Below are 25,544 nucleotides of genomic sequence, written 5' to 3' on the forward strand. Positions count from 1 at the left end.
GTCTGGTCGTCGGCGTCCGCGCCTGGATTTCTCCGCCGAAAACTCCCGATTACGATGCCGTTTCCCCACCCGGATTCGTTTGCGCCGGTCACCGTGCCATCGGAAGAATCACCGCATGAGCAATACGGAACCGGACGACGGGTTGGCGGTCGTCGCCACGGCTGCCGACCGTGCGGTCCTGGGCGAGGCCATCGCGGCCGCGCGCGACGCGATAGCCGCGCGGGCACACCGACTCAGCGCCGACGAGGCGGCGGCGCGGTGGTCGGCATTGGTCGTCGAGGCGGTCGGCTCCGCGGCCCGTGTGGTCGGCGCGCCCACGGGTATGCGGTGGCAGTGGTTCGTCACCGGTAGCTGCGGACGGGGCGAGGGACTCCCGGGGGCCGATGTCGAGACCCTCGTCGGATTCGAGCCGAGTTCCGGCGACACCGCCGACGTGCTCGAGCGGGCGGCGCAGGTACACGAGTTGATCGAGCGGGTGGGGCTCGCCCCCGACCGCAACGGTGCGATCGGGAGCCGATCGCGCTGTTGTCGGACCGTCTCCGGCTGGGCGACCGCGATCGACGGGTGGGCGGCCGACCCGGCCGCCGACCGCGGAGTGGTCATGTCGGGCCTCGCGCTGGACTCGCGGCCCGCCGGTGCCGGGGGCGGCGCATCCGTGGACCTCGATCTCTGCGGCGCGGTGCTCCGGGCCGGCAAACAACACCCGGGATTGGGGCGGGCGATGGCCCAGGACAGCGCCGTGGTGCGCGAGGCGGTACCGGCGCGTCTGGCGGTGCTCGCCGGACGCCGCGAGACCGTCGACCTCAAACGGGCCGTCCTCGATCCGATCACCCGGCTGGGTCGGTTGAAGGCGGTGCTCGGCGGGACCGGAGCGCGGTCCACCCGGGACCGGCTGGGCGCCGACAACGGGATTCTCGACGAGATCGACTGGCCGGCGCTCGAACGCGCGTGGACCTCGGTCACCGCCATCCGCTGGGCGCTGCGTTCGGGTGACTGGCAGCGCAGTGGGGCGGCGGCCGACGTGGTGGGGCTGCGCGACCTCGCGCCGCACGATCGGGCGATCGTGCGCAGCGCCGGGCGCGAAGTGCTCGGCGCACAGCGGGTGCTGCGCTACCTCACGTCGGTGCAGACGAGTTGACGGCGATGGCAGGTACGACGGCGACGACGGATGGCGTGATGCCGCACGCCCGGAATCCGCTGGCGGTGTGGGCCGTCGCGGCCCAGCGGCTGGAGGGGTGGACGCCGGATGCGGATGAGGTCGGCGGGTTGGACCAGCTGGCCGACGGCGCGATCACGATTCACGAATACCTGGGGCGCTGCCGACGACGGTATGCCGGAACCGCGGGCCACCGGCCGCCGGTGCTCGCGCGGCGGCGGCCCTATCTGATCCGTGGCACCGACGTACTCGAGAACAATCTGGGCTTGACTCAGGCGCAGGTCCTGGCGCGGGCCGAACACGCGATCAGTGCCGGTCGCACGGTCGGGATGCTGGCCCGGCCACCGCGCGACGTGACGGTCCCCGACGTGCACCGCGCCCTGTTCGCCGACGTGTACCCGTGGGCCGGGGAGCCGCGGCTGACCGGCATCGCCAAGTCGGGCGTCGCGTTCAGCGGGGTCCACGAGATCGGGGCCGGTTTGGCGCGGACCCAGCGCGACGTGGCCGAAGCGTGGGCCTGCGCGGACGGCTACGGCGCGACGGCGATGGCGCATCGTCTGGCCCGGATCTACGCCGACTACAACCTGGTACACCCGTTTCGGGAGGGGAACGGGCGCACCGGGGTGCTCATGCTCGCCCTGATCGCGATGCGCGGCGGACGCTGGCTCGACGTCGCGCGACTCGACCGTCGGGAGTGGCTCACCGCCTCGCGCGACTCCGTGGCCCGCACCGGCGTCGCCGGCCCGGATGCCGAGCCGCTACGGGCGGTGATCGAGCCCTGTCTCGTCGCGATTCCGGCGGCGGCGGTAACAAGTAGCGGGTTCGCGTCCCAACCCGGCGACGTCGGGTCCGGACGCGCGTAGCGTGGGCCGCATGTGCCGAAACATTCACACGCTGCACAATTTCGAGCCGGCCGCGACCTCCGACGAAGTCGCCGCGGCCGCTCTGCAGTACGTCCGGAAGATCGCCGGGACCACGAAACCGTCCCGCGCCAATCAGGAGGCCTTTGACCGGGCGGTGGCCGAGATCGCACACAGCACCCAGCACCTCCTCGATGCGCTGGTCACCACCGCGCCACCGAAGAACCGCGAGGAAGAGGCCGCCAAGAAGCGGGCGAAGGCCATCGCTTCCGGGCGCTATGCCGGATAGAACCGCACCGGACACCGGTATCGGCCGATGAAACTGCACCAGGTGTTCGACGGAGTCGCCGACGCATTCGAATTCGCGGGCGTGGTGGCGATGGTCATCGGCTTCCTCGTCGCGCTCAGCCTGTCGGCGCGGCGGTACGTCAGCCGCGAGGGCGGGGCCTTCACCCTCCTGCGGACCTCGCTGGGCAGCGCGATCCTGCTCGGCCTGGAGATCCTCGTCGCGGCCGACCTGATCCGGACCATCACCTCCGAACCGTCGTTGGAGAACGTCGGCGTCCTCGCGATCATCGTCATCCTGCGGACCATCCTGAGCTGGTCGATCGAGATCGAGATCGAGGGCACGCTACCGTGGCGACGGGCGCTGACCGAATCCGGCGCACAGGTACTCGCCTCGACGGCGGCGCGCGAGCGCGATCACCATGCGGCCGCCGACGTGGCGAACAGTCGGAAATCATCTCCCGCACGAAGGACCAGGGCCATGGCGAAGACTCGACCGACCGGCGAATCGGTGACCGACTTCATCGCCTCGATCGCCAACGCGCGCCGTCGCGCCGACACGTCGACCGCGGTCGAGATGTTCCGATCGGTGACCGGTGCGCGGCCGGAGATGTGGGGGCCGTCGATCATCGGATTCGGCCGCAACCCGTACACGACGGCCGACGGCGCGGAGCACGACTGGTTCACCGTCGGACTCTCGCCGCGCAGGCAGGCGCTGACCCTGTACGGGATCTCCGAAGCCGCGCACGCCGACCTGCTGGACCGCCTCGGCCCGCACACCACAGGCAAGGGCTGCCTGTACGTCAAGAACCTCGCCGACGTCGACGAGGAGGTCTTGCGCCGACTGGTAGAGATCAGCTGGCGCGAGAACGACGACGCGGCGACGACAACCTGACCGATCGGTGTCGACAGGAGGGTGGAGCGATGCTCGATAGAGATGCCAAGCAGGTGGGGTTCGTCGGGGTCTCCGATCTCGATGCCGCGCAACGGTTCTACGGAGATGTCGTGGGATTGCCACTCGAGGATGCGCGTCCGTTCGCGCTCGTCCACGACGGTGAGCACGCGCAGTTGCGCATCACCCTGGTCGACGACGTCCGTGCCGCGCCTTACACGGTTGCGGGCTGGGCGGTCGCCGACATCGAGGCGGAGATCGATCGGCTGGCCACGGCCGGGGTGGTGTTCCGTCGTTACGACGGGATGGATCAGGACGAGCGCGGGATCTGGACGGCGCCCGGCGGCGCGCGGATCGCCTGGTTCGGCGATCCCGACGGGAACACGCTCTCGTTGCAGGCGCTTTGACCGCGGGCGGAGCCGAATCAGCGACGCAGACTGCGGCCGGCGTCGAACTTCTCCTCGCGTTGGCCCAGGTGCCAGGCGTGCCAGCGCCGCCAACGGCGCACCTGGCCGAGCTGCCACCACCGGTCGATCGCGGGCGACAGTCGTCGGGCGGCCTCGATCAGGGCGACCAGCGGCGCCCGGACCAGCAGGATCGCCAGCCCGGGCACGCCCGACGGCAGCCGGTATCGGCGACGGTTCCACGGCAGCATGAACAGTCGCGTGTATCCGGCCTGCAACTGCAGGTGATAGACCGCGCGCAACCGGGAGAGGCCGCGTAGCTCCGGTCCGGGAGTGAAGGAGGGGACGAATCCCTCCACCAGTTCCGGGCCGAGTGGCCCGGAGTCGTGTTTGCGCGTCGCGTCGAAGAAGTAGAGCAACCGCAGGCCGTCGGCGACCGTCTCCGGGAACATGTCGTCGACATGGCATCCGACGAGGTGCCCGAGGTAGCGGTTGAAATGCAAGACCGCTCTCATCTCTGCGGGAGACGTCAGGAAACCGAGGCCGAACAGGCCGACCGCCGGGGCCACGCTGCCACCGAGCAGCGTGAGCATCATCTCGCTCTGGCTGATCGGCAGGCCGTGTTCGTCGGCATCCCACTCGGGATGCTCCGCGACGCGGGCGCGGACCGAGACATGCATGACGCGTACCTTCAGCGAAACCTCGCGGGCGGTCGAGCCGGGGGTGAGGACGGCGCCGGGCCGACAGACCTCCAACCACCAGCGGGAGGTCTCCAGGTATCGGTGCAACGCGCTGGCGCCGGCGTAGCCGCCCGAAAGCGAGAGGGGGACCGCCAGCGACGCCTCTGTGTAGGTGTCCATCGTGCCCGCGTTGCCCACGGCGCCCAGGCTGTAACCCCAACGGCGCCACACCGCGGCACCCCGTTCGACGAGTTCCGGATCGACCCACTCGGGAATCGACTCGAACTCGGCGAACAGCTCGCGCATGGAGTCCGGCGCATCGGGGACGTTGTCGATGCCCACCCGCAGCGCCTCGTCGAGCAGGGCGCGGGACCGATCCGGCCCGAGTTCGCCGTGATACGTCTGCGCGACGAACCGCTCGGCCACCGGGTCGCCCGTGTCGTGGTCGCGGATGAAGGCCGCCTGCACGTCGGCAGTCGGTAGCAGGTCGACCCGGGTGAACCGCTTGACCCGGTCGCGTAACCGCTGGTGGGCGGGGGAGACCGTCGACTCGACCATGCCCACGACGGTAGTCGGCCTCAGGCGACCGCGGCGGCCGATCCCGATTCGACCGCGAGTCCGCGTGCGGTCAGCAGCGGGATCACGGCCGTGGCGACGGTGTGTGCCAGCGCTTCGGGGGCCTCGGAGCGCAGCGTGACCCCGTCGGCCACATGCGCGGCCCACATGTCCCACAGCAGACCCGCCAGCGTCGACGGGGTGCCGGCGTGGACCACGGTCGCGGTGACGGCTCCCGGCGTCCATCCGGGCCGCAGTCGGGCGAGGCCGTCGAAGGCGGCGGCGACCGTGTCGGCCAGATACACGTCGAGGTCGACGAAGGCCGCCCCGGGCGACCGCGCGGCGTGGTCGGCGGCATCGCGCAGGGTGGGGGCGCGGAACCGTCGCACCGGTTCTGGCCGCTGCGGGGTGATCTCGATCCAGGCCCCGTCGGCGGATTCCACGGCCAACCGGAACGGGTGCGCGCTCATGCCGCCCCCTCCCGGTCGATACGCCGCAGTCGGCTGCGGTGGAAGACCAGGGGACTGGTCTCCGGCTCGGCGAAGTGGTCGACCACCTCCAGCAGCGCGATCGAATGGTCGCCCGCGGGAATCAGCCGTTCCAGGCGCGTGGTGAACCCGGCGGCGGCACCGTGCAGGTGGACCGCGCCCCCGAGGGTGGAACTCCAGCCGAGGCCGGTGAACCTCTCCGACGCCGGTGCGCGGAAGTGCTCGGCCACCGCCTGCTGGTCCTCGCCGAGCACGCTGATGCCCCACTCCGGGCGATCGCGCAACACGCGCAGCGTCGACGACGAGTGCCCGATGTTCACCGACGCCAGGGGCGGGTCCAGCGAGACCGAGGTGAAGGAGGAGACGAGCAGCCCGGCCGGACCGTCCGGCCCGAGCGCGGCGACCGCGACGAGGCCGGAGGGGAAATGGGCGAACGCCCGGCGGAGGTGCGCCGGATCGGTCGCGATGAGCGTCGACGACATCGACGTGTCCTTTCTGCGGAGCGGTGATCAGTTGTTGGGCAGCGGGGAGGAAGGGGGCGGCAGGAAGGGCGAACCGAATCCGGAGCCGGCGAACCGGGGGTCGGCGGACGATGTCGGCTCGGCGGACCGCGCCGGGTCGGCGAAGGCGCCGTCGTCGAGCAGGCCGCGCCGGGCCAGGTTCCCGACCACCCCTTCGCCGAACCAGTACAGCTCCTCCAGGTGCGGGTAGCCGGAGAGGATGAATTCGTCGATACCCAGGTCGGCGTATGCCGCGATCGCATCGGCGACCTCGGTGTGGCTGCCGACGAGGGCCGTGCCCGCGCCTCCGCGCACGAGACCGACACCGGCCCAGAGGTTGGGCTCGATCTCCAGCGCCCGCGGATCGCGCCAGGACCCGTCGGCGCGGTGCGCCGCGTGCAGCCCGCGCATGGCGGCCTGCCCGGTCGACTCGCTGCGCGCGAGACCGGCCTGCGCGGCCGCCACGACCTCGTCGTCGAGGGCGCCGAGAAGTCGCCCGGCCTCGGCCCAGGCCTGCTCGGAGGTGTCGCGGGCGATCACGTGCAAGCGGATCCCGAATCGGACGGTACGACCCTGCTCCCGAGCCAATCCGCGGATCCAGTCCAGCTTCGCCTCTACCGCGGCGCGCGGCTCTCCCCAGGTGAGGTAGACGTCGCTGTGCTTGGCCGCGACGGGACCGGCGGGCTCGGAGGAGCCCCCGAAGTAGATCGGCGGGGTCGGCAACGGCAGCGTCGGCAGCGCGGCCTCGTGGACCTGCAGGTGCTCCCCGCGGTAGGTGACCGTCTCACCGCGCCAGAGCGCGGTGACGATGTCGAGGAATTCGTCGGTGCGGGCGTAGCGGGCGGTCTTGTCCAAGGTGTCGCCGTAGGCGAGCTGGGTCGAGGTCTCGCCGCCGGTCACCACGTTGATCAGCAGTCGGCCGGGGGCGTGCTTGCTGAAGGTCCCCGCCATCTGCGCGGCGAGGGTCGGGCTGACGAGTCCGGGCTGCAGGGCCAGCAGGAAGCCGAGGCGCTCGGTCTCGCGGGCCACCATCGCCGTGGTGATCCAGGCGTCCTCGCACCACGGCCCGGCCGGGGTGAGCGCGGCGGTGAAGCCGAACCCCTCGGCGGCCCGGGCGATGGAGGCCAGATAGTCGACGGTGGCGTCGCGGTCGCCGCCGGCGCTACCGGCGGGCACGCCGTGACCACCGCCGACGATGGTGCGCGAATCGCCGTAGGTGGGGAGGAACCAGTGCAGTTTGAGAGTCATATCGGGCTTTCGTTCGTCGGCCGTATCGGGTGGCTACAGGGCTGTGTGGGTGGGTGGATAGCGACCCTGCAGCGCCCATCGGCCCAGGTGGTGGACCTTCCAGCGCTCCGGGTCGTGCAGCGTGTGGGTACGGGCGTCCCGCCAGAAGCGCGAGAGGTTCGCCCGCTCGGAGGCGGAGCGGGTACCGCCGAAGTCGAAGAGCTCCGCACCGGCGCGACGCGCGGCGCGCCCGGCCGCCACCTTGGCCGCGGCGGTGGCCAGCGATGCCTCGGCGACCAGGGCCCGACGCCGATCGCCGGTGCCGTCCGGATCGGCGTCGGCGGCCTGGATCGCATCGGCGGCGGTGAGGAGCAGGGACTCCGCGGATCGCACGGCCAACTCCAGATCGCCGGCCTGAGCGATCAGATAGGGGTCGTCGACGGCCTCGGTGACATCTGCTTCGAACCACGGTCGCGCACCCGTGGCGGCGATCGCGGCCGCGGCGAGCGCCCCACGGGCGATGCCGGTGTCGATCGCGGCGTGGATCAGTTGGGCCCGCGCGCCATAGGTACCCGGATCGGCCAGCAGCGCGGTGAAGTCCACCACGTGGTCGGGCCGCACGGCGACGCGGTCGAAGCTGACGGTGCCGCTGCCGGTGGTGCGCTGGCCGAAGCCGTCCCAGTCGTCGGCGATGGTGATCCCGGGGGCGTCGGCCGGGACGTAGGCGATTACCTTGTGCGGCGCCGAGCCGGTGCCGCGGCCCGAGACCGCGCGCACCGCCAGGATGTCGGCGTGCAGGGCGCCGGTGCAGTAATACTTCACGCCGGACAGGAGCAGGCCGTCGTCGGTGTCGCGCAGGGTCGTGCCGTCGTCGGCGGCGGTTCGGCCGGAGCGCTCGGTCTGGGCGTTGGCGATGCGGGCACCGTCGAGGATGCGGGGGTACACGGCGCCGGCGAGTGCGTCCGACCCGCCGCGGCGCAAGGCTTCGAGGAAGGTGAAGTGACTCTGCGGGATCTGTGCGAGCGACGGATCGGCGGCCGCCAAGACCGCCACGACCCTGGCCAGCGCCGCCGGCTCGACGTCGGCACCGCCGAACTCGGCGGGCACCGTGATCGCCAGGAGGCCCGACGCCGAGAGCGCGGCGACCTCGTCATGCGGGTGGACGCGGACCGCGTCGCGGTCGCCCGCCCCCGCCGCGAAGGCGGGGGCGAGCGACTCGGCGACGGCGATGGCCTGGGCCCCGTCGCCGATCCGTCGGGCCGTCGGACCCTCCGGCGCGGCGTCGAGCGGATCGGCGCCCGTGCTGATGAGATCGGTCATCAGCTGTACAGGCTGAACTGCGGGGCGCGGTGGTTCAGCGTCCAATCGCCGACCTCGCGGGCCTTGTACGCAACCGGGTCGTGCACGGTGTGCGTGCGCAGGTTGCGCCAGTGGCGGTCGAAGCCGTAGGCGCTGGTCGTGGCCCGGGCGCCCTGGATCTCGAACAGGCGCGACGCGGCTTCCAGCGAGACCTTCGTCGTGACGTACTTGGCCTCGGCGATCGCCACCGCCGTCTCGGCGCGCTGCTCGGCGGTCAACTCGGGACCGAAATCGAGTGCGGCCTGCAGGGCGTCGCCGGCGCGGTCGGCCAGGAGGGCGGCCGCGGTGATCTGCGCCCGCAACTCGCCGACGAGTTCGAGGATGTACGGGTCCTCGACGGCCGCGTCCAACCCGGAGGTCTCCCAGGCGCTCGCGTGCAGCCGGGTCCAGTCCAGCGCCTCCTCGAGCGCACCCTCGGCGGTGCCGATGTAGAAGTTCACGAAGGCCAGCTGCCAGTGCGGGGTGACCAGCGTCTGATACGCCGAGAACTCCTTGCCGGTCAGCGGATCGGCGCCGAGGATCTGCTCGCGCGTCACCGGCGTGTCGGCGAATTCGACGCCGCCGGAATCGGTGAGGCGCTGCCCGATGTTGTCCCAGTCGCCCAGCGGGGTGAATCCCTCGACGTCGCGGGGGAGCGCGAGGAACACCAAGTCGCCCTCGAAGACCGCGGTCACCGAGAGGAAATCGGCGACGCTGGCGCCGGAGGCGAAGGTGCGCCGCCCGTTGAGGCGATAGCCGTCGCCGTCGCGGGTCAGTTCGAGGGCCGAGCCACCGCGCGGGTTCTGCACCCCGCCCCAGAACAGCTTGTCGGCGGCGTTGCGGCGGGAGATCTCCTCGGCCTGCTCGGGGGTGCCGAACAGGTGGGGGATGCGCTGCTGGGCGTAGTGGTAGCCCAGCAGGTGGGCGATGGACGTGTCGCCGCGAGCGATCCGCCGGGTCAGCTGCTGGCTCTGCGCATAGTTCAGCCCGGAACCGCCGTATTCGACGGGCTCGCCGACCTGCAGCAGATCGGCTTGGCGGAGCAGGTCCACCTCGGCGACCGGGTCGGCGTTCGCGTGGTCGCGTTCGGCCGCGGTGGCGCGCAGCTGCGCGGCGACGGCGTCGGCGCGGCGCAGGGCGTCGGCGAACCGTTCCTGCTGGTCGACGGCGGGGGAGACGGTGGTGGTCATGAAGTGGTGCCTTTCGTTGTTGTGTGGGGTCGAGATGTCGAGCGGGTGGACGGGTCAGGCGAGGATGCCGTTGGCGGCGAGTTCGCGTTCGAGGCGACCGCTGCTGGCCAGATCGGCCTCGAGTTCGCGGACCAGCGGGAGGATGCGGGTGCCGAAGTACTCGACGTCTTCGAGGTAGTGCAGGAATCCGAGGAGGAAGAGGTTCACACCGCGGGTCTTGTAGGCGACGATCCGTTCGGCGATCTGCTCCGGCGTGCCGATCAGGCCGGTGCGGAATCCGTCGTTGTACTGCACGAGGTCGGCGAACTCGGAGTCCTGCCACATCCCCTTGCCGTTCGACGTCGACTGCCCGGCCTGGCGGACCGCCGAACCGAAGCCCGCGACGGCTTCGCGGTCTGCCTTGGCCACGATCTCGCGCAGCACGTCGCGGGCCTCCGATTCGCTGTCGCGGCCGATGAGGAAGCCGTTCAGCCCGAACTTGACGTGGCGTCCGTGCAGCGCGGCCTCGGTGTTGACGTCGATCACCTGCTCGGTGATCCCGTCGAAGTCCTTGCCGTTGCTGAAGTACCAGTCCGAGACGCGTCCGGCCATCGCACGGGCTGCCGTGGAGTTCCCGCCCTGGAAGATCTCCGGATGGGTTCGGCCGGGGACGTCGACCGGTTTGGGCTTCAGGTCGAAATCGTGCAGGCGGTAGAAGTCGCCGCCGAACTCGGCGTGCTCGGAGGTCCAGATGGCGCGCAGGTAGGAGATGAACTCTTCGCTGCGGCGGTAGCGCTCGTCGTGCTCGAGCCACGGCTCGCCCAGTTTGGTGAACTCGTCGCGGAACCACCCGCTCACCACGTTGACCGCGGCGCGCCCGCCGGACAGCTGGTCCGCCGTGGCGATCAGCTTCGCCAAGACGCCGGGCTGCCAGAGTCCCGGGTGTACGGCCGCGATCACCTTGAGGCGCTCGGTGGCGAGCAGCAGCGCCAGCGAGAAGCTCGTCGACTCGTGCTGATAGGCGGCTCCGTAGGAGGCGATGTAGCGGACTTGGCTCAGTGCGTAGTCGAAGCCGTTGTTCTCGGCGAGGACCGCCAACTGCCGGTTGTAGTCGTAGCCCCAGTCGGTCCGCTGTTCGATGGTGGAGACGACCAGTCCGCCGCTGACATTGGGAACCCAGTACGCGAATTGCAGCGGTGCGGCGGCCGCGTCGAGTTGCTGATCGGATCGGTGTGCGCTCATGTCGACCAGTGTGCGAGCAGCGCCGACGGCGCGGCACCCTTGCGCCCACGGTGGTTTTGAGGCCCGGGGTGGTTCTAACCGGGACGTCAGTCGAGGTCGTCGGATTCGACGATGCGGCGCCGCACCGCCACCAGTTCGACCTCCGGGCGCGAGGCGCCGAAGCGCTCGACGCTGTCGAGGACGTCGACGAGGTGAGCGCGGTCGGGGCTGACCACGCCGACGCCGATCGCGGCCCGTCGGTGCAGATCGAGGTGGTCGACTTCGGCGGCGCTCACCGCGAAGCGGCGTTTGAGCTCGGCGACGATCGGTTTGACCAGCGACCGCTTCTGTTTGAGCGAGTGCACGTCGCCGAGCAGGTAGTCGAATTCACACCAACCGATCCACATATCGCCCACCAGCCTAGTGTGCTGGTCAAGTGACTATCGGGGACATCACGCCAGGCGGGTGATCCGAACCGTGACATCCAGTTCGGAGCCGGCGCCGCCGGTGTAGATCCCCTTGACCGGGGTCAGGTCGGCGTAGTCGCGGCCGGTCCCGACCGTCACGTGATGGTCGTCGACGAACTTGTTGTTGGTCGGGTCGATCGCCCACCAACCACCGGTCCACACCTCGACCCAGGCGTGGCTCTCGCCGTCGACGGCCTCCCCGATCTCGGCCCGGTCGAGCGGATGGAGATAGCCGGAGACGTAGCGGGCCGGGATGCCGAGGCTGCGCAGCATCGCCAGGGTGATGTGGGCGTAGTCCTGGCACACACCGGTGCGGTGCTGCCACGCCTGTGCGGCGGTGGAGTGGACCTCGGTGGTGCCCGGCTCGTAGGTCATCGCGTCGTGGACGTGTGCGACGACCGCCTCGGCGGCGGCCGCGGGGGAGAGCCCGGTGGCCGCGGCCGCGGCGAAGTCGGCCAACTCGGCGGTATGCGGCGTGTATCCGGTGGGGCGCAGCATCTCGTCGTATTCGTCGACGACCGAGCCGTGGCGCAGTTGGATCCAGTCGACCGCCGTCGTCTCCGCGCCACGCGTCTCGTCCTCGGTCTCCACGACGGCGGTGCCGACGACCTCCAGCCGGTCGTGCGGGGTGTGCAGGTCGAACACGGTGACGGTGGTGCCCCAGTAGTCGGTGTAGCGGAACTGTCGCGCCCCGGGCGTGGTGTCGACGTGCTCGACGACGACGCTTTGCCGCGAGTCGCTGCGCGGGGTGATCCGCGCCTCGTTGAAGGAGGAGCTCACCGGCGCGGAATAGGTGAACCCGGTGCTGTGGACCAGGCGCAGGCGTGCGCTCATCAGTGGTTCCCTTGGTCGGTGGCGCCGGGCGGGGTGCCGTAGTCGAAGCTGAGGCCGGCATCGGTCCAGGACACCCACGGCTCGACGTGGAAATGCTCCTCGGCGATCGACTCGCTGACCTCGCGGCAGGTGTTCTGGAGATCGTCGAGATAGGCGGGCAGGTCGCGGACCATGTCGGCGACGCCGATGAACTCGATCGAGCTGCGCGCCCGGCCCAGGAGGGTCAACGCCGTGGACTGCGACCCCACCCGGTCGGGGCGGTTGTCGAGTTCGGCGAGGTGGCGCTCGGCGACCCGCAGCGAATGGAAGACGGAGCGGGGGAACAGCCGGTCGAGGATCATGAACTCCACGACGTTCTCGGTGTCGACGGCCCCCCGGTAGGCGTGGATGTAGGTGTCCTGCGCGCCCGCCGCGACGAGCAGGCTCATCCACGAGAGTGCGTCGCGCCGGTAGGCCGAGCGCGACATGAGCAGTCGGACCGTCATGTCGACCCGCTCGATGGACCGGCCGACGATCAGGTAGCTGTACCCGTCGTCGTGGCTCAACGTCGCATCGGTGAGGCCGGCGAACATCGCCGCCCGCTCTTTGACGTGGGAGAGGAAGGCGTGGGGGCCGATGAGCCGTGCCCGTCGCTCCGCGTCGCCCAGACCCATGTAGGTGGCGTTGAGGCATTCCCACATCTCGCTGGAGATGACCTCGCGCGCGCCGCGGGCGTTCTCCCGCGCGGCGGCGATCAGGCCGAGCAGCGACCGCGGGTCGGAGGGGTCGTAGGCGACGCGGTCGACCATCGACCACACCGTCTCCGGCACGTCCGGCTCGGTGTCGAACCCGAGGACGCCGAGTACGTGGCGTGCGGTGGAATCGGTGTCGACCGTGGTGTCTTCGAGCAATTGCTGGACGGCGACGTCGAGGATGCGGGCGACGTCGTCGGCGCGTTCGACGTAGCGCCCGATCCAGTACAGGGAGTCGGCGTTGCGGGCGAGCATCAGCTCCCGTCCTTCCCGGTCGCCAAGACCCAGGTGTCCTTCGACCCGCCGCCCTGCGACGAGTTCACCACCATCGAGCCCTTCTCCAGGGCGACACGGGTGAGCCCGCCGGGCAGGACCCACACCGACTCGCCGTCGTTCACGGCGAAGGGCCGCAGATCGACGTGGCGGGGCTCCAGGGCGTCGTCGAAGAGGGTGGGGTTGGTGGACAGCGCCACGAGGGGTTGGGCGATCCAGCCGCGCGGGTTCGCGCGGATCCGGTCGGCGAGACGGTCGAGTTCGCCGCGCGTGGCGAACGGCCCGAAGACGATGCCGTATCCGCCGCTGCCCTCCACCGGCTTCACGACGAGTTCGTCGAGGCGGGACAGCACCTCGGCGCATTCGTCCGGCAGCCAGCACCGCAGCGTCTCCACGTTGCGCAGCAATGGCTCCTCGCCGAGGTAGTAGCGGATGATCTCCGGCACGTAGGTGTAGACGAGCTTGTCGTCGGCGACGCCGTTTCCGACGGCGCTGGAGATCACCACGTTGCCGGCCCGCGCGGCGTTGACGAGGCCCGCGACGCCCAGCACCGAATCCGGCCGGAACTGCAGGGGATCGAGGTAGTCGTCGTCGATGCGCCGATAGATGACGTCGACGCGGGTGCGGCCGTCGGTGGTCCGCATGTACACGACGTTGTCGCGGCAGATGAGGTCGCGACCCTCGACCAGCTCGATCCCCATCTGCCTGGCGAGCAGGGAGTGCTCGAAGTAGGCGGAATTGGCGACCCCGGGCGTGAGCAGCACGACCGTCGGATTCGTGACACTCGACGGTGCGGAGGCGCGCAGGGCGCGCAGCAGGTGGCGCGGGTAGTCGCGGACCGCGCGGACCCGGTGGGTGGCGAACAGGTCGGGGAAGACCCGGGCCATAGTCCGGCGGTTCTCCATCACATAGGAGACGCCCGACGGTGAGCGGACGTTGTCCTCCAGGACGCGCAGATCTCCCTTCTCGTCGCGGATCAGGTCGATTCCGGCGACGTGGATGCGGACCCCGTTGGGCGGGCGGATCCCGAAGGCCTGGCGGTGGAAGTGCGCGCACGAGTTGATCAGCCGGCGGGGCAGCACACCGTCGCCGAGAATCGCCTGCTCCCCGTAGACGTCGTCGAGGAACATCTCCAGCGCCCGTACCCGCTGGGTGATCCCGGCCTCCAGGCGGGTCCACTCCGTGGCGTCGATGACGCGCGGCACCGGGTCCAGGGGGAAGGGGCGTTCCTGACCGGAGAGGGAGAAGGTGACGCCCTGGTCGATGAACGCACGACCGAGTGCGTCGAGTCGCGCACGCAGATCGCTCGGGTCCATCGCGCGCAGCGCGGAGGCGATCTGGCCGTAGGTGGGTCGGACCGAGCCGTCGGTGTCGAACATCTCGTCGACGGCGCGCTGCTGCTCACCGGCGCGGTAGGCCCCGAACGGGCCCCGGCCCGAAGAAGGTGTCGCGGTCCCAGTCACGTCTGTCACCTTGGCATCGGGGTGTTTCCGCGCCGGGGCTCCGGTGTTGCCGAGGCGTTACGCGCGCGCAAGTGGCAAGATAATCCGGTGCCCGAATACATGACCTATGAGGAATTTGGCCGGCGCTTTTTCGAGGTCGCCGTGACCGAGCCGCGTATCGCCGAGGCGTTTCGGGGGATCGCCGGAGAAAGCTTCGACGTCGGTCCGATCCCGTCGGGACCCGGCGGGATGGTCAAGGTGCTGGCGCGCGTACACATCGACGAGCCCGACATCACGCGGTCGGTCGAGGACCTGATCCGTTTCACCGTGCAGATCCCGCTGCGCATTCGGATCGAGATCGACCTCAAGCTGGACCGGCTCAAGTACGACGTCGACGGCCTCATCACCCTCCCGCTGACCTGTCACGCGGTGGAGCCGCTACAGATCCACTTCGACGTGCAACCGCCCAAGCCGGCCGACGTCCACGTCGACGTCGCCTCGCACAACATGCGGGCCGAACTGGTCCGCAACCTCGCGCAGGTCGACGACGAGGTGCGACGCGTCATCGCCAAGCAGGTCGCGCAGGAGATCGACAAACCAGAGGTGCGCGCCGCGCGCATCATCGACGTCGACAAGCAGCTGCGCGATGCGATGGATCCGAAGCCGGAGGCCGAGGTCGTCGAAGTGGTCGTCGACGAAGCCGACGAGGCCGCGTCGACTAGCGGCTAGACCTCGGTCGCGCCGTCCGGCTCGCTCTCCGCGATCGCCTTCTCGACGTCGAGCTTCTTGAGCTGGCCGATCAGGTCCTCGAGGGCCTCGGGCGGGAGCGCGCCGGCCTGGTTGAACACCATGTAGCCCTTCTTGAAGGCCATCAGCGTCGGGATCGAGCGGATGTTCGCCGCGGCGGCGAGCTGCTGCTCCGCCTCGGTGTCGACCTTGGCGAACACGATGTCGTCGTGGTTCTCCGAGGCGCGTTCGAAGGTCGGGGCGAACTGTCGGCACGGGCCGCACCAGGAGGCCCAGAAGTCGACGAGCACGATCTCGTTGTCGGTCACGGTCTGGTCGAAGGCCGCTGCGGTCAATTCTGTGGTTGCCATGCCCGGTTCAACGTCGCGCGGAACGGATCTGTTCCAGCGCGTCCGCGGCACCCGCGCGCAGCAGCCCGCCGCGTCCGCGCCAGTCGAGCTCGGCGAAGGTCAGCGCCATCGCGCGGAGCACGCCGGGTACGTCGTCCCGGGCGCCGAGGTAGGCGCGCTGCGCCGCCGGGTCGATGCGGAAGAACGCGTCGAAGAACTCCGCAGTCTCGTCGTCGTGCAACCCGAGTAGAACGCCCAGGCCGCGTCGGCGCAGGCGATAGACGGTACGTGCCCGCGCCGGCCACAGCGCGGTCCGCGGCTCCCGCCCGGCGCGCACCGCCGCGACGACGGTGTCGACGCAGCGCAGCGACTCGGCGACGCTGTATCCGGTCGCCGGGTGCATCATGCCGCCGGCGGCGCCGAACCGGACCGGTGCGCCGTCGTCGACCCACGGCGCCGGGCCGGAGTCGACCAGGGGGAAGTCGACGAACTCGACCTCCGGATTCCCGTTGGAGCCCCGCCACCCACTCGGGGTGCCGCGCTGTGCCCATCGGCGCGCGAGGTCGTCCATCGACGGTGGACGGCCCGCGAGAAAGGTCTCCTCGACGAGGAAGCGCCCGCCGCCGAGTGGAACCCGATAGCTGAAGGTCGGCGTCCCGGGCGTGGCACCCGGCGGGGGCCGCCAGTCCATCAGCACGGATTCGACGTCGGCGCCTGCGGTGCCGATAACGCCGTAGGCCCGCTGGTGCGGGGCATCGGGGACACCGGCCCGGCGGCCGGTGGCGTCGATGACCGCGCGTGCGTGCAGCGTCTGTCCTCCATCGAGGCGGACGGACCGGGGTGTGGCCGTGGCCGCGCGGGCGGTGATGATGGTCACCGCGTCGAGGTGCAGGTACCGGCGCAGCGCGATGTTGTCGAGCACGATGTAGCGGCGTTCGATGACCTGCCGTCGGGGGGTGTAGGCGACGACGCTGCCGCTGTGCGTGGCCGCCATCTGCGCGGGCAGCCAATCGGGCAGGTCGTCTTCGAAGGCGCCGAAGGTCTGTGACCAGGTCCGATGTGGATCGGGGTCGACGACGGCGGTGTCGAGGCCTGCCGCGGCGGCGCGGTGTGCGAGCGCCCGCCCCGCCGGACCGGCGCCCAGGACGACGAGATCGTGCGACGGGGGGACGCCGGTCGCGGGGGACGGGCGATCGGTCATGGGTCTCACCGTAGCCGTGCTGCGCGGTCGCGGATTTCGGGCGGGCCGTCGCCGCCCCGTAGACTCGATTGGTCATGATCACCGCCACCGATCTCGAGGTCCGCGCGGGCGCCCGGACCCTGCTCTCGGCGCCCGGTTCCGCGCTGCGCATCGGACCGGGGGACCGCATCGGATTGGTCGGCCGCAACGGGGCCGGGAAGACGACCTCGCTGCGCATCCTCGCCGGTGAGACAGAGCCCTACGCAGGCACGGTCGTCCGCAACGGCGAGATCGGCTACCTCCCGCAGGACCCCAAAGAGGGCGACCTGACCGTGCTCGCCAAGGACCGCGTGCTCTCGGCCCGCGGCCTCGACGTCATGGTCCGCGACATGGAGAAGCAGCAGCTCCTCATGGCCGAACTCGTCGACGAGGCCGCCCGCGACAAGGCGGTCCGGCGCTACGGCCAGCTGGAGGAGCGGTTCTCGGCGTTGGGCGGCTACGAGGCCGAGTCCGACGCGGCACGGATCTGCCACAACCTCGGCCTGCCCGACCGCGTGCTGTCGCAGCAGCTCTCGACCCTGTCCGGCGGGCAGCGCCGCCGTATCGAGCTGGCCCGGATCCTGTTCGCGGCCTCCGACGAGGGCGGCAAGTCGACGACGACCCTGCTGCTCGACGAGCCCACCAACCACCTCGACGCCGACTCGATCACCTGGCTGCGCTCCTTCCTGCAGAGCCACGAGGGCGGTTTGATCGTCATCAGCCACGACGTGGACCTGCTGGCGGATGTCGTGAACAAGGTGTGGTTCCTCGACGCTGTGCGCGGCGAGGCCGACGTCTACAACATGGGCTGGAAGAAATACCTGGACGCGCGCGCCACCGACGAGGCCCGTCGTCGGCGCGAGCGGGCCAACGCGGAGAAGAAGGCCGCCGCCCTGCGCACGCAGGCCGCGAAACTGGGCGCGAAGGCGACCAAGGCGACCGCGGCGCAGAACATGCTCAAGCGGGCCGAACGCATGCTGGGCGAACTCGACGACGAGCGGGTGGCCGACCGGACCGCGACGATCCGGTTCCCGGAACCCGCCACCTGCGGCAAGACACCGCTGATGGCCTCCGGGCTGACCAAGATGTACGGCTCGTTGGAGATCTTCAGCGGCGTCGACCTGGCGATCGACAAGGGCAGCCGCGTGGTGGTCCTCGGACTCAACGGTGCGGGCAAGACCACACTGCTCAAACTGCTGGCCGGGGCGGAGAAATCCGACGCGGGCTCGCTCGAGCCCGGTTACGGCCTGAAGATCGGCTACTTCGCGCAGGAGCACGACACGCTCGACGACGATGCCACCGTGTGGGAGAACATCCGGCATGCGGCGCCCGACGCCGGGGAGCAGGACCTTCGGGGGCTCCTGGGAGCGTTCATGTTCAGCGGCGCGCAGCTCGAACAACCCGCCGGCACGCTGTCCGGCGGTGAGAAGACGCGGTTGTCGCTGGCCGGCCTCGTCTCGTCGGCGGCCAACGTGCTGCTGCTCGACGAGCCGACCAACAACCTCGACCCGGTGTCGCGCGAACAGGTGCTCGACGCCCTGCGCAGCTATACCGGCGCCGTCGTCCTGGTCACCCACGATCCCGGCGCGGCGGCCGCCTTGGACCCGCAACGGGTGATCTTGCTGCCCGACGGCACCGAGGACCACTGGTCCGACGAGTACCAGGAATTGATCGAACTCGCCTAGGTGAATTCTCAGTAGGGCGGGTCGCCGTCGGTTTCGCGGGGGTGTTCGCGTCGGCGTCGGGTTTCACGGTCGGCGGCGATTTTCTCCTCGGCGAGGCGTTGTTGGCGATTGGCCTCGCGTTCGGCTCGTCGGCGGGCGTGCTTGGCTTTGGTGCGGTCTCGGGGTTTGGGGTCATCGGGTGCCGGCGACGTCGGAGCGGCGGGCTTCGGGGCGTGCCATGTGATGGTGTCGAGGCTGGGGAATAGCGCGGAATTGGTTTCTGCGGGTCCTGGGAATCGAATTCCTTCGGGGGAGACGACCTCGGAGAGTAGGCGGCCGGTGCTGTCGCGGTATTGGTCGTCGACCCAGCCGCTGCCGAATGTTTTGAGGTTGTGGTGCATGCGGCATTTGGTGGCCAGTCCGTCGGGGGTGGTTTGACCGCCGGCGGTGGGGTCGTCGTGGTCGTATTCGGCGACGTGGTCGATATCGCACTGCCATGCGGGCTTGTCGCAGCCGGGTATCGTGCAGTATCCGTCGCGGGTGCGCACGAAGGTAGCCAGCGCCGTCGATGGGCGGTATGGATCCGACGGCAGGTGCGTCGGTAGGGACGTTTCATCGAGGTCGTTGCTATCGGCCGGGTTGAGGGGGCGGAGGCGGATGTCGTCACGAGTGAGCAGGTCGCGCAGGTGTGCGGCGGAGATGACGCCGTGTCCGTCGATGAAGGCGGGTTCGTCGTCGCGACCGTCGACGGTGGTCTGGCTGGCGATCACTTGGACGAGCACCCGGCCCTTGGCCACTTCCTGGTTTTGGTGGTCGGCGATCCATTGCGCCAGCGCGCCGGGCTCGGGGATGTCGGATGCGCAGTCGTGGGTGCCGCAGTCGCATTCGAAGCGCAATCCGCTGAGCAGTGAGAACAGCGCATCGCAGCGTCGGGCCGATTCGCTGCGCGGATCCTTCTTGCAGACTTTTCCGGCGAGCAGGAACACGTTGCGCAGCGCGATGTTGGCGTCTTGAGCGGTCATCGTCGCACCGAGGGTGGCCATGCCGTCGGCATCGGGCAGGACCCACACCGACCGGGAGGCCTTGGCCTTCTCGTGGCGACGACGGACTGCGTCGGGGTCGTGCCGGAAGATGATGCGGTCGATGAGGTCGGTCAACCGCTTGTTGGACCAGGTGCCGGTGCGGGAGTGCAGTCGGGCGGCGACATCGAGGTCGATCGTCTTCGACCAGTCCTGGCCGTCGATCAATTCGGTTCGGGACACCGCTAACCGGAATTGGCGGGGGCTGATGATGCCGTCGCGCAGGCAGCGCCCGATGGACGGGATGCGGTCGCGCATCGCGATCGCCTCGGCCAGCCACCTATCGCCCTGACTTTGACTGATGCCGCGGCTCATGGCGATCCGGGCAGCGGCTTGGGTTTCGATGTCGAGCATCCGGACCCCGCGCGCCGAGGCCTCCGGTCTACCGGTGGCGACCAACCCCGAATGCATGGCCCCGATCTCGCGATACTCGATCCAGGCCAGCATCGCGTTGGCCTTGCCGGTGTGTGTGAGAACATCGACGGTCCACTCCGGATCGCCCAGCGCCAGCGACGCGGCCGCCCCGACCGCCTGGGCGCGCTGACACCAGAACGCCTCGTCATCCCAAGCATCGGGTTCGTCCCACGGTGCGGGGTGATCCCAGATGAGGTCGTAGCAGTTGTCTGACGCGGAATCGAGCCCGCCGCTGTCCCCACCCGACGGGATATCGCCGACGGATGCCCCGTCATCCGCTGCCGCCGTCTCGGTCTCCATACCTCGACTATATGGGAACACACATTCGAATACAAGGCCAAAAGTGCAGATCAGAGTCTATTGGACCTCGGCGATCTCCGGCGCCGGGCGGGGGTTCGTACGCGCTTGTCGAGCCCCCATCGGGTTCCTGATCGTCGGCCTAGGCCGATTCGGTGTAGCGCTTGCGCAGCTCGCCCTTGACCATCTTGCCGGTGGGCGTGCGCGGGAGGTCGTCGAAGAAGTCGACCGACCTGGGGGCCTTGTAGGAGGCCACGGATTCCTTGGTGAACGCGATGAGTTCGTCGGCGAGCGCCGCCGACGGCTCGTAGCCGTCGGCCAGCTGGACGCAGGCCTTGACCTGCTCGCCCATCTCGGCGTCGGGGACACCGATCACCGCGACGTCGTACACCGCCGGGTGGTTGATGAGCACGTTCTCCGCCTCCTGCGGATAGATGTTCACCCCGCCGGAGATGATCATGAACGCCGACCGGTCGGTCAGGTAGAGAAAGCCGTCGTCGTCGAGGTAGCCGAGGTCGCCGGTGGTCGCCCAGGTCTCATGCTGGGGATGTTGGCTCTTGCGCGTCTTGTCCGGGTCGTTGTGATAGACGAACGGGACCTCGTCGCGCTCGAAGTAGATGGTCCCGACCTGGCCGGCGGGCAGATCGCGGCCCTCGTCGTCGCAGATGTGGACGATCCCGAGTACCGCCTTGCCGACCGAGCCGGGATGGGTGAGCGCATCGGCCGAGCCGATCATCGTGACCCCCGCGGCCTCGGTCGCCGCGTAATACTCGTTGAGTACCGGCCCCCACCACTCGATCATCTGCCGCTTGACCTCGGCCGGACAGGGAGCCGCCGCGTGGATGGCGGCCTTCATGCTCGACACGTCGTAGCGGTCGCGGACCTCGGCGGGCAGCTTGAGCATGCGGACGAACATCGTCGGCACCCATTGGCTGTGCGTGACGCGGTATTCGTCGATGAGGCGCAGCGCCTCCTGCGGCTCGAATCGGTCCATCAGGATCGTGGTGCCGCCCAACGAGTTGACCATGCCGCAGTAGCGCAGCGGCGCCGCGTGGTAGACGGGCGCGGGGGAGAGGTAGACGGTGTCGGCGTCGAATCCGTAGGCCGGCCCGAAGACGGCCGACACCATATCGGGCACCTCGTCGACCTGCCCCACCGGCAGCGGCGGCTTGATCCCCTTGGGACGCCCGGTGGTGCCCGACGAATAGAGCATGTCGGTGCCGCGGGGCTGATCATCGAGCGGTTGCGCGGAGGCCGCGGAACGGATCTCCTCGTAGTCGGCGAAGCCGGGGACGGGACCACCCCAGGCCACCCGTCGGCCCGGAGCGGCGAGGGCCTCGATCTCACCGGAGTCGGCGACGGCGGCGGCGACCGCCGCCGACGCGAAGAGCGCCTTCGCACCGCAATCGGCGAGGATGAAATTGGTCTCGGCCGCCGTCAGATGGTGGTTGACCGCGGTGACGTACAGGCCGCTGCGGATCGCCGCCCAATACACGTCGAATGCGCGCAGGTCGTTGTCGGTGACCATCGCGACGACGTCGCCGCGTCGAAGGCCCAAGTCATCGCGCAGATAGTGTGCGATGCGGGTCGAATTCTCGTCGAGTTCGCGGTAGGTCACCTGCTCGCCGGAGGATGGCTTGACGATCGCGGGCTTGTCGGGGGTGCGGGCGGCATGGACTCCGGGGAACATGTCGCGAGGGTACCGCCGCCGCGATCGGGTCCGCCGCGGTTTGACCTGCGGCCGGACCGATCCCGGCTCAGCCGCGCGCGTTGACGCGGACCGACGTCTCGACGAGGTCGAGCACCGCCTCCAGGTTCGCGGTCGACTCGCCGGTCGCCAACCGGTTGATCAAACCGTCCATGACGAGGTCGAGATAGGTGACCAGCACCTCGGCGGGCAGGTCGTCGCGCAACCGCCCCTCGGTCCGGCGCGCCTCCAGCCGGGAGAGGGTGGCCGAATCCAACTCGGCCGAGCGGGCGCGCCACTGGTCGCGGAAGTCGGCATCGGTGCGGATCTTGCGCGCGATCTCCAGCCGGGTGCCCAGCCAGTCGAAGTCCTGCGGACGCGCGAGCATGTTGCGCATGACCTGGACCAGGCCGTGCTCGGCCGCCACGTCGGCCATCCGGTGCGCATCCTCGTCGGCGAGGGCGAGGAACAGCGCCTCCTTGTCCCGGAAGTGGTGGAAGATCGCCCCCCGGGACAGACCGGTGGCCTCTTCCAGCCGGCGCACGGTGGCGCCGTCATAGCCGTAGTCCGCGAAACACCGCCGCGCGCCGTCGAGAATCTCTCGGCGACGCGCGGCAAGGTGGTCGTCGGAAACCTTAGGCATCAGCCTTCAGCATGTTCCGCAGCACGTACTGCAGGATGCCGCCGTTGCGGTAGTAGTCGGCCTCACCGGGGGTGTCGATACGGACGACGGCGTCGAACTCGACCTTCTCGCCGTTTTCCTTGGTCGCCGTGACGTGGACCGTCTCCGGCGTGACACCCTCGTTGAGCTTCTCGATGCCCTCGATGTCGAAGACCTCGGTGCCGGTCAGGCCCAGCGACTTGGCCGACTCGCCGGCGGGGAACTGCAGCGGGACGACGCCCATACCGATCAGGTTCGAGCGGTGGATGCGCTCGAAGGACTCGGTGATGACGGCCTTGACGCCCAACAGCACCGTGCCCTTGGCTGCCCAGTCGCGCGAACTGCCCGAGCCGTACTCCTTGCCGCCCAGGACGACCAGCGGGATGCCGGCCTTCTGGTAGTTCTGCGACGCGTCGTAGATGAAGGCCTGCGGGCCGCCGTCCTGCGTGAAGTCGCGGGTGTAGCCGCCGGACACGCCGTCGAGCAGCTGGTTCTGCAGACGGATGTTGGCGAAGGTGCCGCGGATCATCACCTCGTGGTTGCCGCGACGGCTGCCCAGCGAGTTGTAGTCCTTGCGCTCCACGCCGTGCGCGTCGAGGTACTGCGCGGCCGGGGTGCCCGGCTTGATCGGACCGGCCGGGCTGATGTGGTCGGTGGTGACCGAATCGCCCAGCAGGGCCAGCACGCGGGCGCCCTTGATGTCGGAGACCGGCGAGGGCTCCAGCGCCATCCCGTCGAAGTACGGCGCCTTGCGGACGTAGGTCGACTTGTCATCCCAGGCGAAGGTGTCGCCGTCCGGGGTGGACAGGTTCTGCCAGCGCTCGTCGCCCTTGAACACGTCGGCGTAGGACTTGCGGAACATGTCCTCGTTGATCGCGCCCTTGATGGTGTCGTCGATCTCCTGCGCCGACGGCCAGATGTCCTTCAGGAAGACGTCGTTGCCCTCGGTGTCCTGGCCCAGCGGCTGGCTCTCGAAGTCGAAGTCCATCGTGCCGGCCAGCGCGTAGGCGATGACCAGCGGCGGGCTGGCGAGGTAGTTCATCTTGACGTCGGGGGAGATGCGTCCCTCGAAGTTGCGGTTGCCCGAGAGCACGGCGGTGACGGTCAGGTCGTTGTCGTTGACCGCCTTGCTGATCGCGTCGGGCAGCGGGCCGGTGTTGCCGATGCAGGTGGTGCAGCCGTATCCGCCGAGGAAGAAGCCCAGCTTCTCCAGGTAGGGCCACAGGCCGGCCTTCTCGTAGTAGTCGGAGACGACCTGCGAGCCGGGTGCCATGTTGGTCTTGACCCACGGCTTGGAGGTGAGGCCCTTCTCGACCGCGTTGCGGGCGAGCAGGCCGGCACCGATCATGACCGACGGGTTCGAGGTGTTGGTACACGACGTGATGCCCGCGACCGCGACGGCGCCGTGGTCGAGGACGAAGGTGTTCCCGTCGGAGGTGACGCTGATCGGCTTGCTCGGACGGCCCTCGGAGCCGTTGGCCGCCGACTGCACGGCGTCCTCCTCGGCGAAGGAGAGCTTCGCGCCGTTCGCCGACACCGCGGGCGGATCGGAGGCCGGGAAGGACTCGTCGAGCCCCTCGTCGAGGCCGTTGCGGGGAGCGGGGTGGTGCTCCTCGACGTAGTTGTGGATGTCCTTGCGGAACGCGACCTTCGACTCCGACAGCAGGATGCGGTCCTGCGGGCGCTTCGGGCCGGCGATCGACGGGACGACGGTGCCCAGGTCGAGTTCGAGGTGCTCGGAGAACTCCGGCTCGTGGTCGGGGTCGTGCCACATGCCCTGCTCCTTGGCGTAGGCCTCGACGAGCGCGAGCTCCTCGTCGGTGCGGCCGGTCAGACGCAGGTAGTTGATGGTCTCGCCGTCGATCGGGAAGATCGCGCAGGTGGACCCGAACTCGGGGCTCATGTTGCCCAGGGTGGCGCGGTTGGCCAGGGGCACCTCGGCGACGCCCTTGCCGTAGAACTCGACGAACTTACCGACCACGCCGTGCTGGCGCAGCATGTCGGTGACGGTGAGCACCACGTCGGTGGCGGTGACGCCCGGCTGGATCTCACCGGTCAGCTTGAAGCCGACGACGCGCGGGATCAGCATGGAGACCGGCTGGCCGAGCATGGCCGCCTCGGCCTCGATGCCGCCGACGCCCCAGCCCAGGACGCCGAGGCCGTTCTCCATCGTGGTGTGCGAGTCGGTGCCGACACAGGTGTCCGGGTAGGCCTGGCCGTTGCGGGTCATCACGACGCGGGCCAGGTACTCGATGTTGACCTGGTGGACGATGCCGGTCCCGGGCGGGACGACCTTGAAGTCGTCGAAGGCGCCCTGGCCCCAGCGGAGGAACTGGTAGCGCTCGGAGTTGCGCTGGTACTCGAGTTCGACGTTGCGCTCGAAGGCGTCGGCGCGGCCGAACACGTCGAGGATCACGGAGTGGTCGATGACCATCTCCGCGGGGGAGAGCGGGTTCACCTTGTTGGGGTCGCCGCCGAGGGCGGAGACGGCCTCGCGCATGGTCGCGAGGTCGACGACACAGGGGACGCCGGTGAAGTCCTGCATGAGGACGCGGGCCGGGGTGAACTGGATTTCGATGCTGGGGTCCGCGTTCGGATCCCAGTCCCCGAGGGCCTGGATGTGTTCGGTGGTGATGTTCGCGCCGTCTTCGGTGCGCAGCAGGTTCTCGGCGAGCACCTTGAGGGAGTACGGCAGCCGTTCGGTGCCCTTGACCTTGTTGATGCGGAAGATCTCGTAGGACTTGTCGCCCACCTCGAGGGTGCCGCGGGCTCCGAATGAATCAATACTCACTTGAAAACATCTCCTCTTGTCTCCTCGGTGCGCTGAGGGGGCTTGCCTCAACGCGTCCGACGGGAATCTGACCGACGGGCTGTGTCGGATCCGTCTGGGGCGACGCCGGTGGCCGGCGTGTCACCGCCAGCCTA

At 69.6% G+C, this 25,544-nt stretch carries 24 protein-coding genes; 7 read left to right on the forward strand and 17 right to left on the reverse strand.

The features are described 5' to 3' along the window. The first annotated feature begins 115 nt into the window (after positions 1 to 115). The 5 genes from HUN08_RS08245 to HUN08_RS08270 are packed head-to-tail and all read left to right on the forward strand — an operon-like array spanning position 116 to position 3,600. Positions 116 to 1,138, forward strand: coding sequence for a putative nucleotidyltransferase substrate binding domain-containing protein (locus tag HUN08_RS08245; protein WP_124248877.1), 1,023 nt, complete (start codon positions 116 to 118; stop codon positions 1,136 to 1,138). Between the two features lie 5 nt (positions 1,139 to 1,143). Next, the gene (locus HUN08_RS08250) at positions 1,144 to 2,019 is read left to right on the forward strand and encodes a Fic family protein (RefSeq protein WP_124248876.1); all 876 of its coding nucleotides are present in this window, start codon (positions 1,144 to 1,146) and stop codon (positions 2,017 to 2,019) included. A gap of 10 nt (positions 2,020 to 2,029) precedes the next feature. Further along, positions 2,030 to 2,305 (forward strand): DUF2277 domain-containing protein, encoded by a 276-nt coding sequence (locus HUN08_RS08255; protein WP_124248875.1) that lies wholly within the window; start codon positions 2,030 to 2,032, stop codon positions 2,303 to 2,305. 27 nt (positions 2,306 to 2,332) lie between these two features. Beyond that, positions 2,333 to 3,196, forward strand: a complete 864-nt coding sequence (locus HUN08_RS18535) for a DUF1622 domain-containing protein (RefSeq protein WP_367649943.1) — start codon at positions 2,333 to 2,335, stop codon at positions 3,194 to 3,196. 29 nt (positions 3,197 to 3,225) lie between these two features. Next, positions 3,226 to 3,600 (forward strand): VOC family protein, encoded by a 375-nt coding sequence (locus HUN08_RS08270; RefSeq protein ID WP_124248874.1) that lies wholly within the window; start codon positions 3,226 to 3,228, stop codon positions 3,598 to 3,600. Between the two features lie 17 nt (positions 3,601 to 3,617). On the opposite strand, the gene HUN08_RS08275 is transcribed toward HUN08_RS08270, so the two are convergent. The 11 genes from HUN08_RS08275 to HUN08_RS08325 form a co-directional block, all read right to left on the reverse strand. Continuing rightward, positions 3,618 to 4,835 (reverse strand): oxygenase MpaB family protein, encoded by a 1,218-nt coding sequence (locus tag HUN08_RS08275; RefSeq protein ID WP_124248873.1) that lies wholly within the window; start codon positions 4,833 to 4,835, stop codon positions 3,618 to 3,620. A 20-nt stretch (positions 4,836 to 4,855) separates the two neighbouring features. Beyond that, on the reverse strand, positions 4,856 to 5,302 hold the full coding sequence (locus HUN08_RS08280; protein ID WP_124248872.1) for a hypothetical protein: 447 nt from the start codon (positions 5,300 to 5,302) through the stop codon (positions 4,856 to 4,858). Further along, the gene (locus HUN08_RS08285) at positions 5,299 to 5,802 is read right to left on the reverse strand and encodes a flavin reductase family protein (RefSeq protein ID WP_124248871.1); all 504 of its coding nucleotides are present in this window, start codon (positions 5,800 to 5,802) and stop codon (positions 5,299 to 5,301) included. Before HUN08_RS08285 ends, HUN08_RS08280 begins: the two co-directional genes overlap by 4 nt. Before the next feature lie 27 nt (positions 5,803 to 5,829). Continuing rightward, positions 5,830 to 7,068 (reverse strand): LLM class flavin-dependent oxidoreductase, encoded by a 1,239-nt coding sequence (locus HUN08_RS08290; RefSeq protein WP_124248870.1) that lies wholly within the window; start codon positions 7,066 to 7,068, stop codon positions 5,830 to 5,832. A gap of 33 nt (positions 7,069 to 7,101) precedes the next feature. Continuing rightward, positions 7,102 to 8,367: an SfnB family sulfur acquisition oxidoreductase gene (locus HUN08_RS08295; protein WP_124248869.1), complete on the reverse strand. Its 1,266-nt coding sequence runs from the start codon at positions 8,365 to 8,367 to the stop codon at positions 7,102 to 7,104. Further along, positions 8,367 to 9,575, reverse strand: coding sequence for an acyl-CoA dehydrogenase family protein (locus HUN08_RS08300; RefSeq protein WP_124248868.1), 1,209 nt, complete (start codon positions 9,573 to 9,575; stop codon positions 8,367 to 8,369). The genes HUN08_RS08295 and HUN08_RS08300 overlap by 1 nt, the downstream gene beginning before the upstream one ends. 54 nt (positions 9,576 to 9,629) lie before the next feature. Then, the gene (gene sfnG, locus HUN08_RS08305) at positions 9,630 to 10,796 is read right to left on the reverse strand and encodes a dimethylsulfone monooxygenase SfnG (protein ID WP_124248867.1); all 1,167 of its coding nucleotides are present in this window, start codon (positions 10,794 to 10,796) and stop codon (positions 9,630 to 9,632) included. Between the two features lie 86 nt (positions 10,797 to 10,882). Then, complete coding sequence (locus tag HUN08_RS08310) at positions 10,883 to 11,182, reverse strand: DUF503 domain-containing protein (RefSeq protein ID WP_124248910.1); 300 nt, start codon at positions 11,180 to 11,182, stop codon at positions 10,883 to 10,885. 45 nt (positions 11,183 to 11,227) lie between these two features. Further along, on the reverse strand, positions 11,228 to 12,076 hold the full coding sequence (locus HUN08_RS08315; protein WP_124248866.1) for a transglutaminase family protein: 849 nt from the start codon (positions 12,074 to 12,076) through the stop codon (positions 11,228 to 11,230). Continuing rightward, a complete protein-coding gene (locus HUN08_RS08320; protein ID WP_124248909.1) occupies positions 12,076 to 13,065 on the reverse strand; it encodes an alpha-E domain-containing protein in 990 nt (329 codons plus the stop codon). The genes HUN08_RS08315 and HUN08_RS08320 overlap by 1 nt, the downstream gene beginning before the upstream one ends. Continuing rightward, entirely contained in the window at positions 13,062 to 14,543 is a 1,482-nt protein-coding gene (locus tag HUN08_RS08325; protein ID WP_301546946.1) for a circularly permuted type 2 ATP-grasp protein, read from the reverse strand. The genes HUN08_RS08320 and HUN08_RS08325 overlap by 4 nt, the downstream gene beginning before the upstream one ends. Before the next feature lie 99 nt (positions 14,544 to 14,642). On the opposite strand from HUN08_RS08325, the gene HUN08_RS08330 reads away from it, so the two are divergent. Beyond that, positions 14,643 to 15,251 (forward strand): hypothetical protein, encoded by a 609-nt coding sequence (locus tag HUN08_RS08330; protein WP_124248908.1) that lies wholly within the window; start codon positions 14,643 to 14,645, stop codon positions 15,249 to 15,251. On the opposite strand, the gene trxA is transcribed toward HUN08_RS08330, so the two are convergent. Then, positions 15,248 to 15,619, reverse strand: a complete 372-nt coding sequence (gene trxA, locus HUN08_RS08335) for a thioredoxin (protein ID WP_124248865.1) — start codon at positions 15,617 to 15,619, stop codon at positions 15,248 to 15,250. The two genes, HUN08_RS08330 and trxA, sit on opposite strands and share 4 nt — an antisense overlap. Positions 15,620 to 15,626: 7 nt before the next feature. Continuing rightward, on the reverse strand, positions 15,627 to 16,799 hold the full coding sequence (locus tag HUN08_RS08340; protein ID WP_124248864.1) for a lycopene cyclase family protein: 1,173 nt from the start codon (positions 16,797 to 16,799) through the stop codon (positions 15,627 to 15,629). A gap of 74 nt (positions 16,800 to 16,873) precedes the next feature. Here HUN08_RS08340 and HUN08_RS08345 point away from each other — a divergent pair, with 74 nt between their 5' ends. Then, the gene (locus HUN08_RS08345) at positions 16,874 to 18,502 is read left to right on the forward strand and encodes an ABC-F family ATP-binding cassette domain-containing protein (RefSeq protein ID WP_124248863.1); all 1,629 of its coding nucleotides are present in this window, start codon (positions 16,874 to 16,876) and stop codon (positions 18,500 to 18,502) included. An 8-nt stretch (positions 18,503 to 18,510) separates the two neighbouring features. Here the strand turns inward: HUN08_RS08345 and HUN08_RS08350 are convergent, their stop codons facing one another. The 4 genes from HUN08_RS08350 to HUN08_RS08365 all read right to left on the reverse strand — a co-directional run bounded on the left by HUN08_RS08350 (position 18,511) and on the right by HUN08_RS08365 (position 25,410). Further along, on the reverse strand, positions 18,511 to 20,274 hold the full coding sequence (locus HUN08_RS08350) for an HNH endonuclease signature motif containing protein (protein WP_129624320.1): 1,764 nt from the start codon (positions 20,272 to 20,274) through the stop codon (positions 18,511 to 18,513). Between the two features lie 139 nt (positions 20,275 to 20,413). Next, on the reverse strand, positions 20,414 to 21,961 hold the full coding sequence (locus tag HUN08_RS08355; RefSeq protein ID WP_124246280.1) for an acyl-CoA synthetase: 1,548 nt from the start codon (positions 21,959 to 21,961) through the stop codon (positions 20,414 to 20,416). Positions 21,962 to 22,028: 67 nt separating this feature from the next. Continuing rightward, complete coding sequence (locus tag HUN08_RS08360; protein WP_124246281.1) at positions 22,029 to 22,601, reverse strand: TetR/AcrR family transcriptional regulator; 573 nt, start codon at positions 22,599 to 22,601, stop codon at positions 22,029 to 22,031. Further along, positions 22,594 to 25,410 (reverse strand): aconitate hydratase, encoded by a 2,817-nt coding sequence (locus HUN08_RS08365; protein WP_124246282.1) that lies wholly within the window; start codon positions 25,408 to 25,410, stop codon positions 22,594 to 22,596. The genes HUN08_RS08360 and HUN08_RS08365 overlap by 8 nt, the downstream gene beginning before the upstream one ends. Between the last annotated feature and the right edge of the window lie 134 nt (positions 25,411 to 25,544).

The sequence above is a fragment of the Gordonia sp. X0973 genome, from assembly GCF_013348785.1.
GTDB lineage: Bacteria > Actinomycetota > Actinomycetes > Mycobacteriales > Mycobacteriaceae > Gordonia.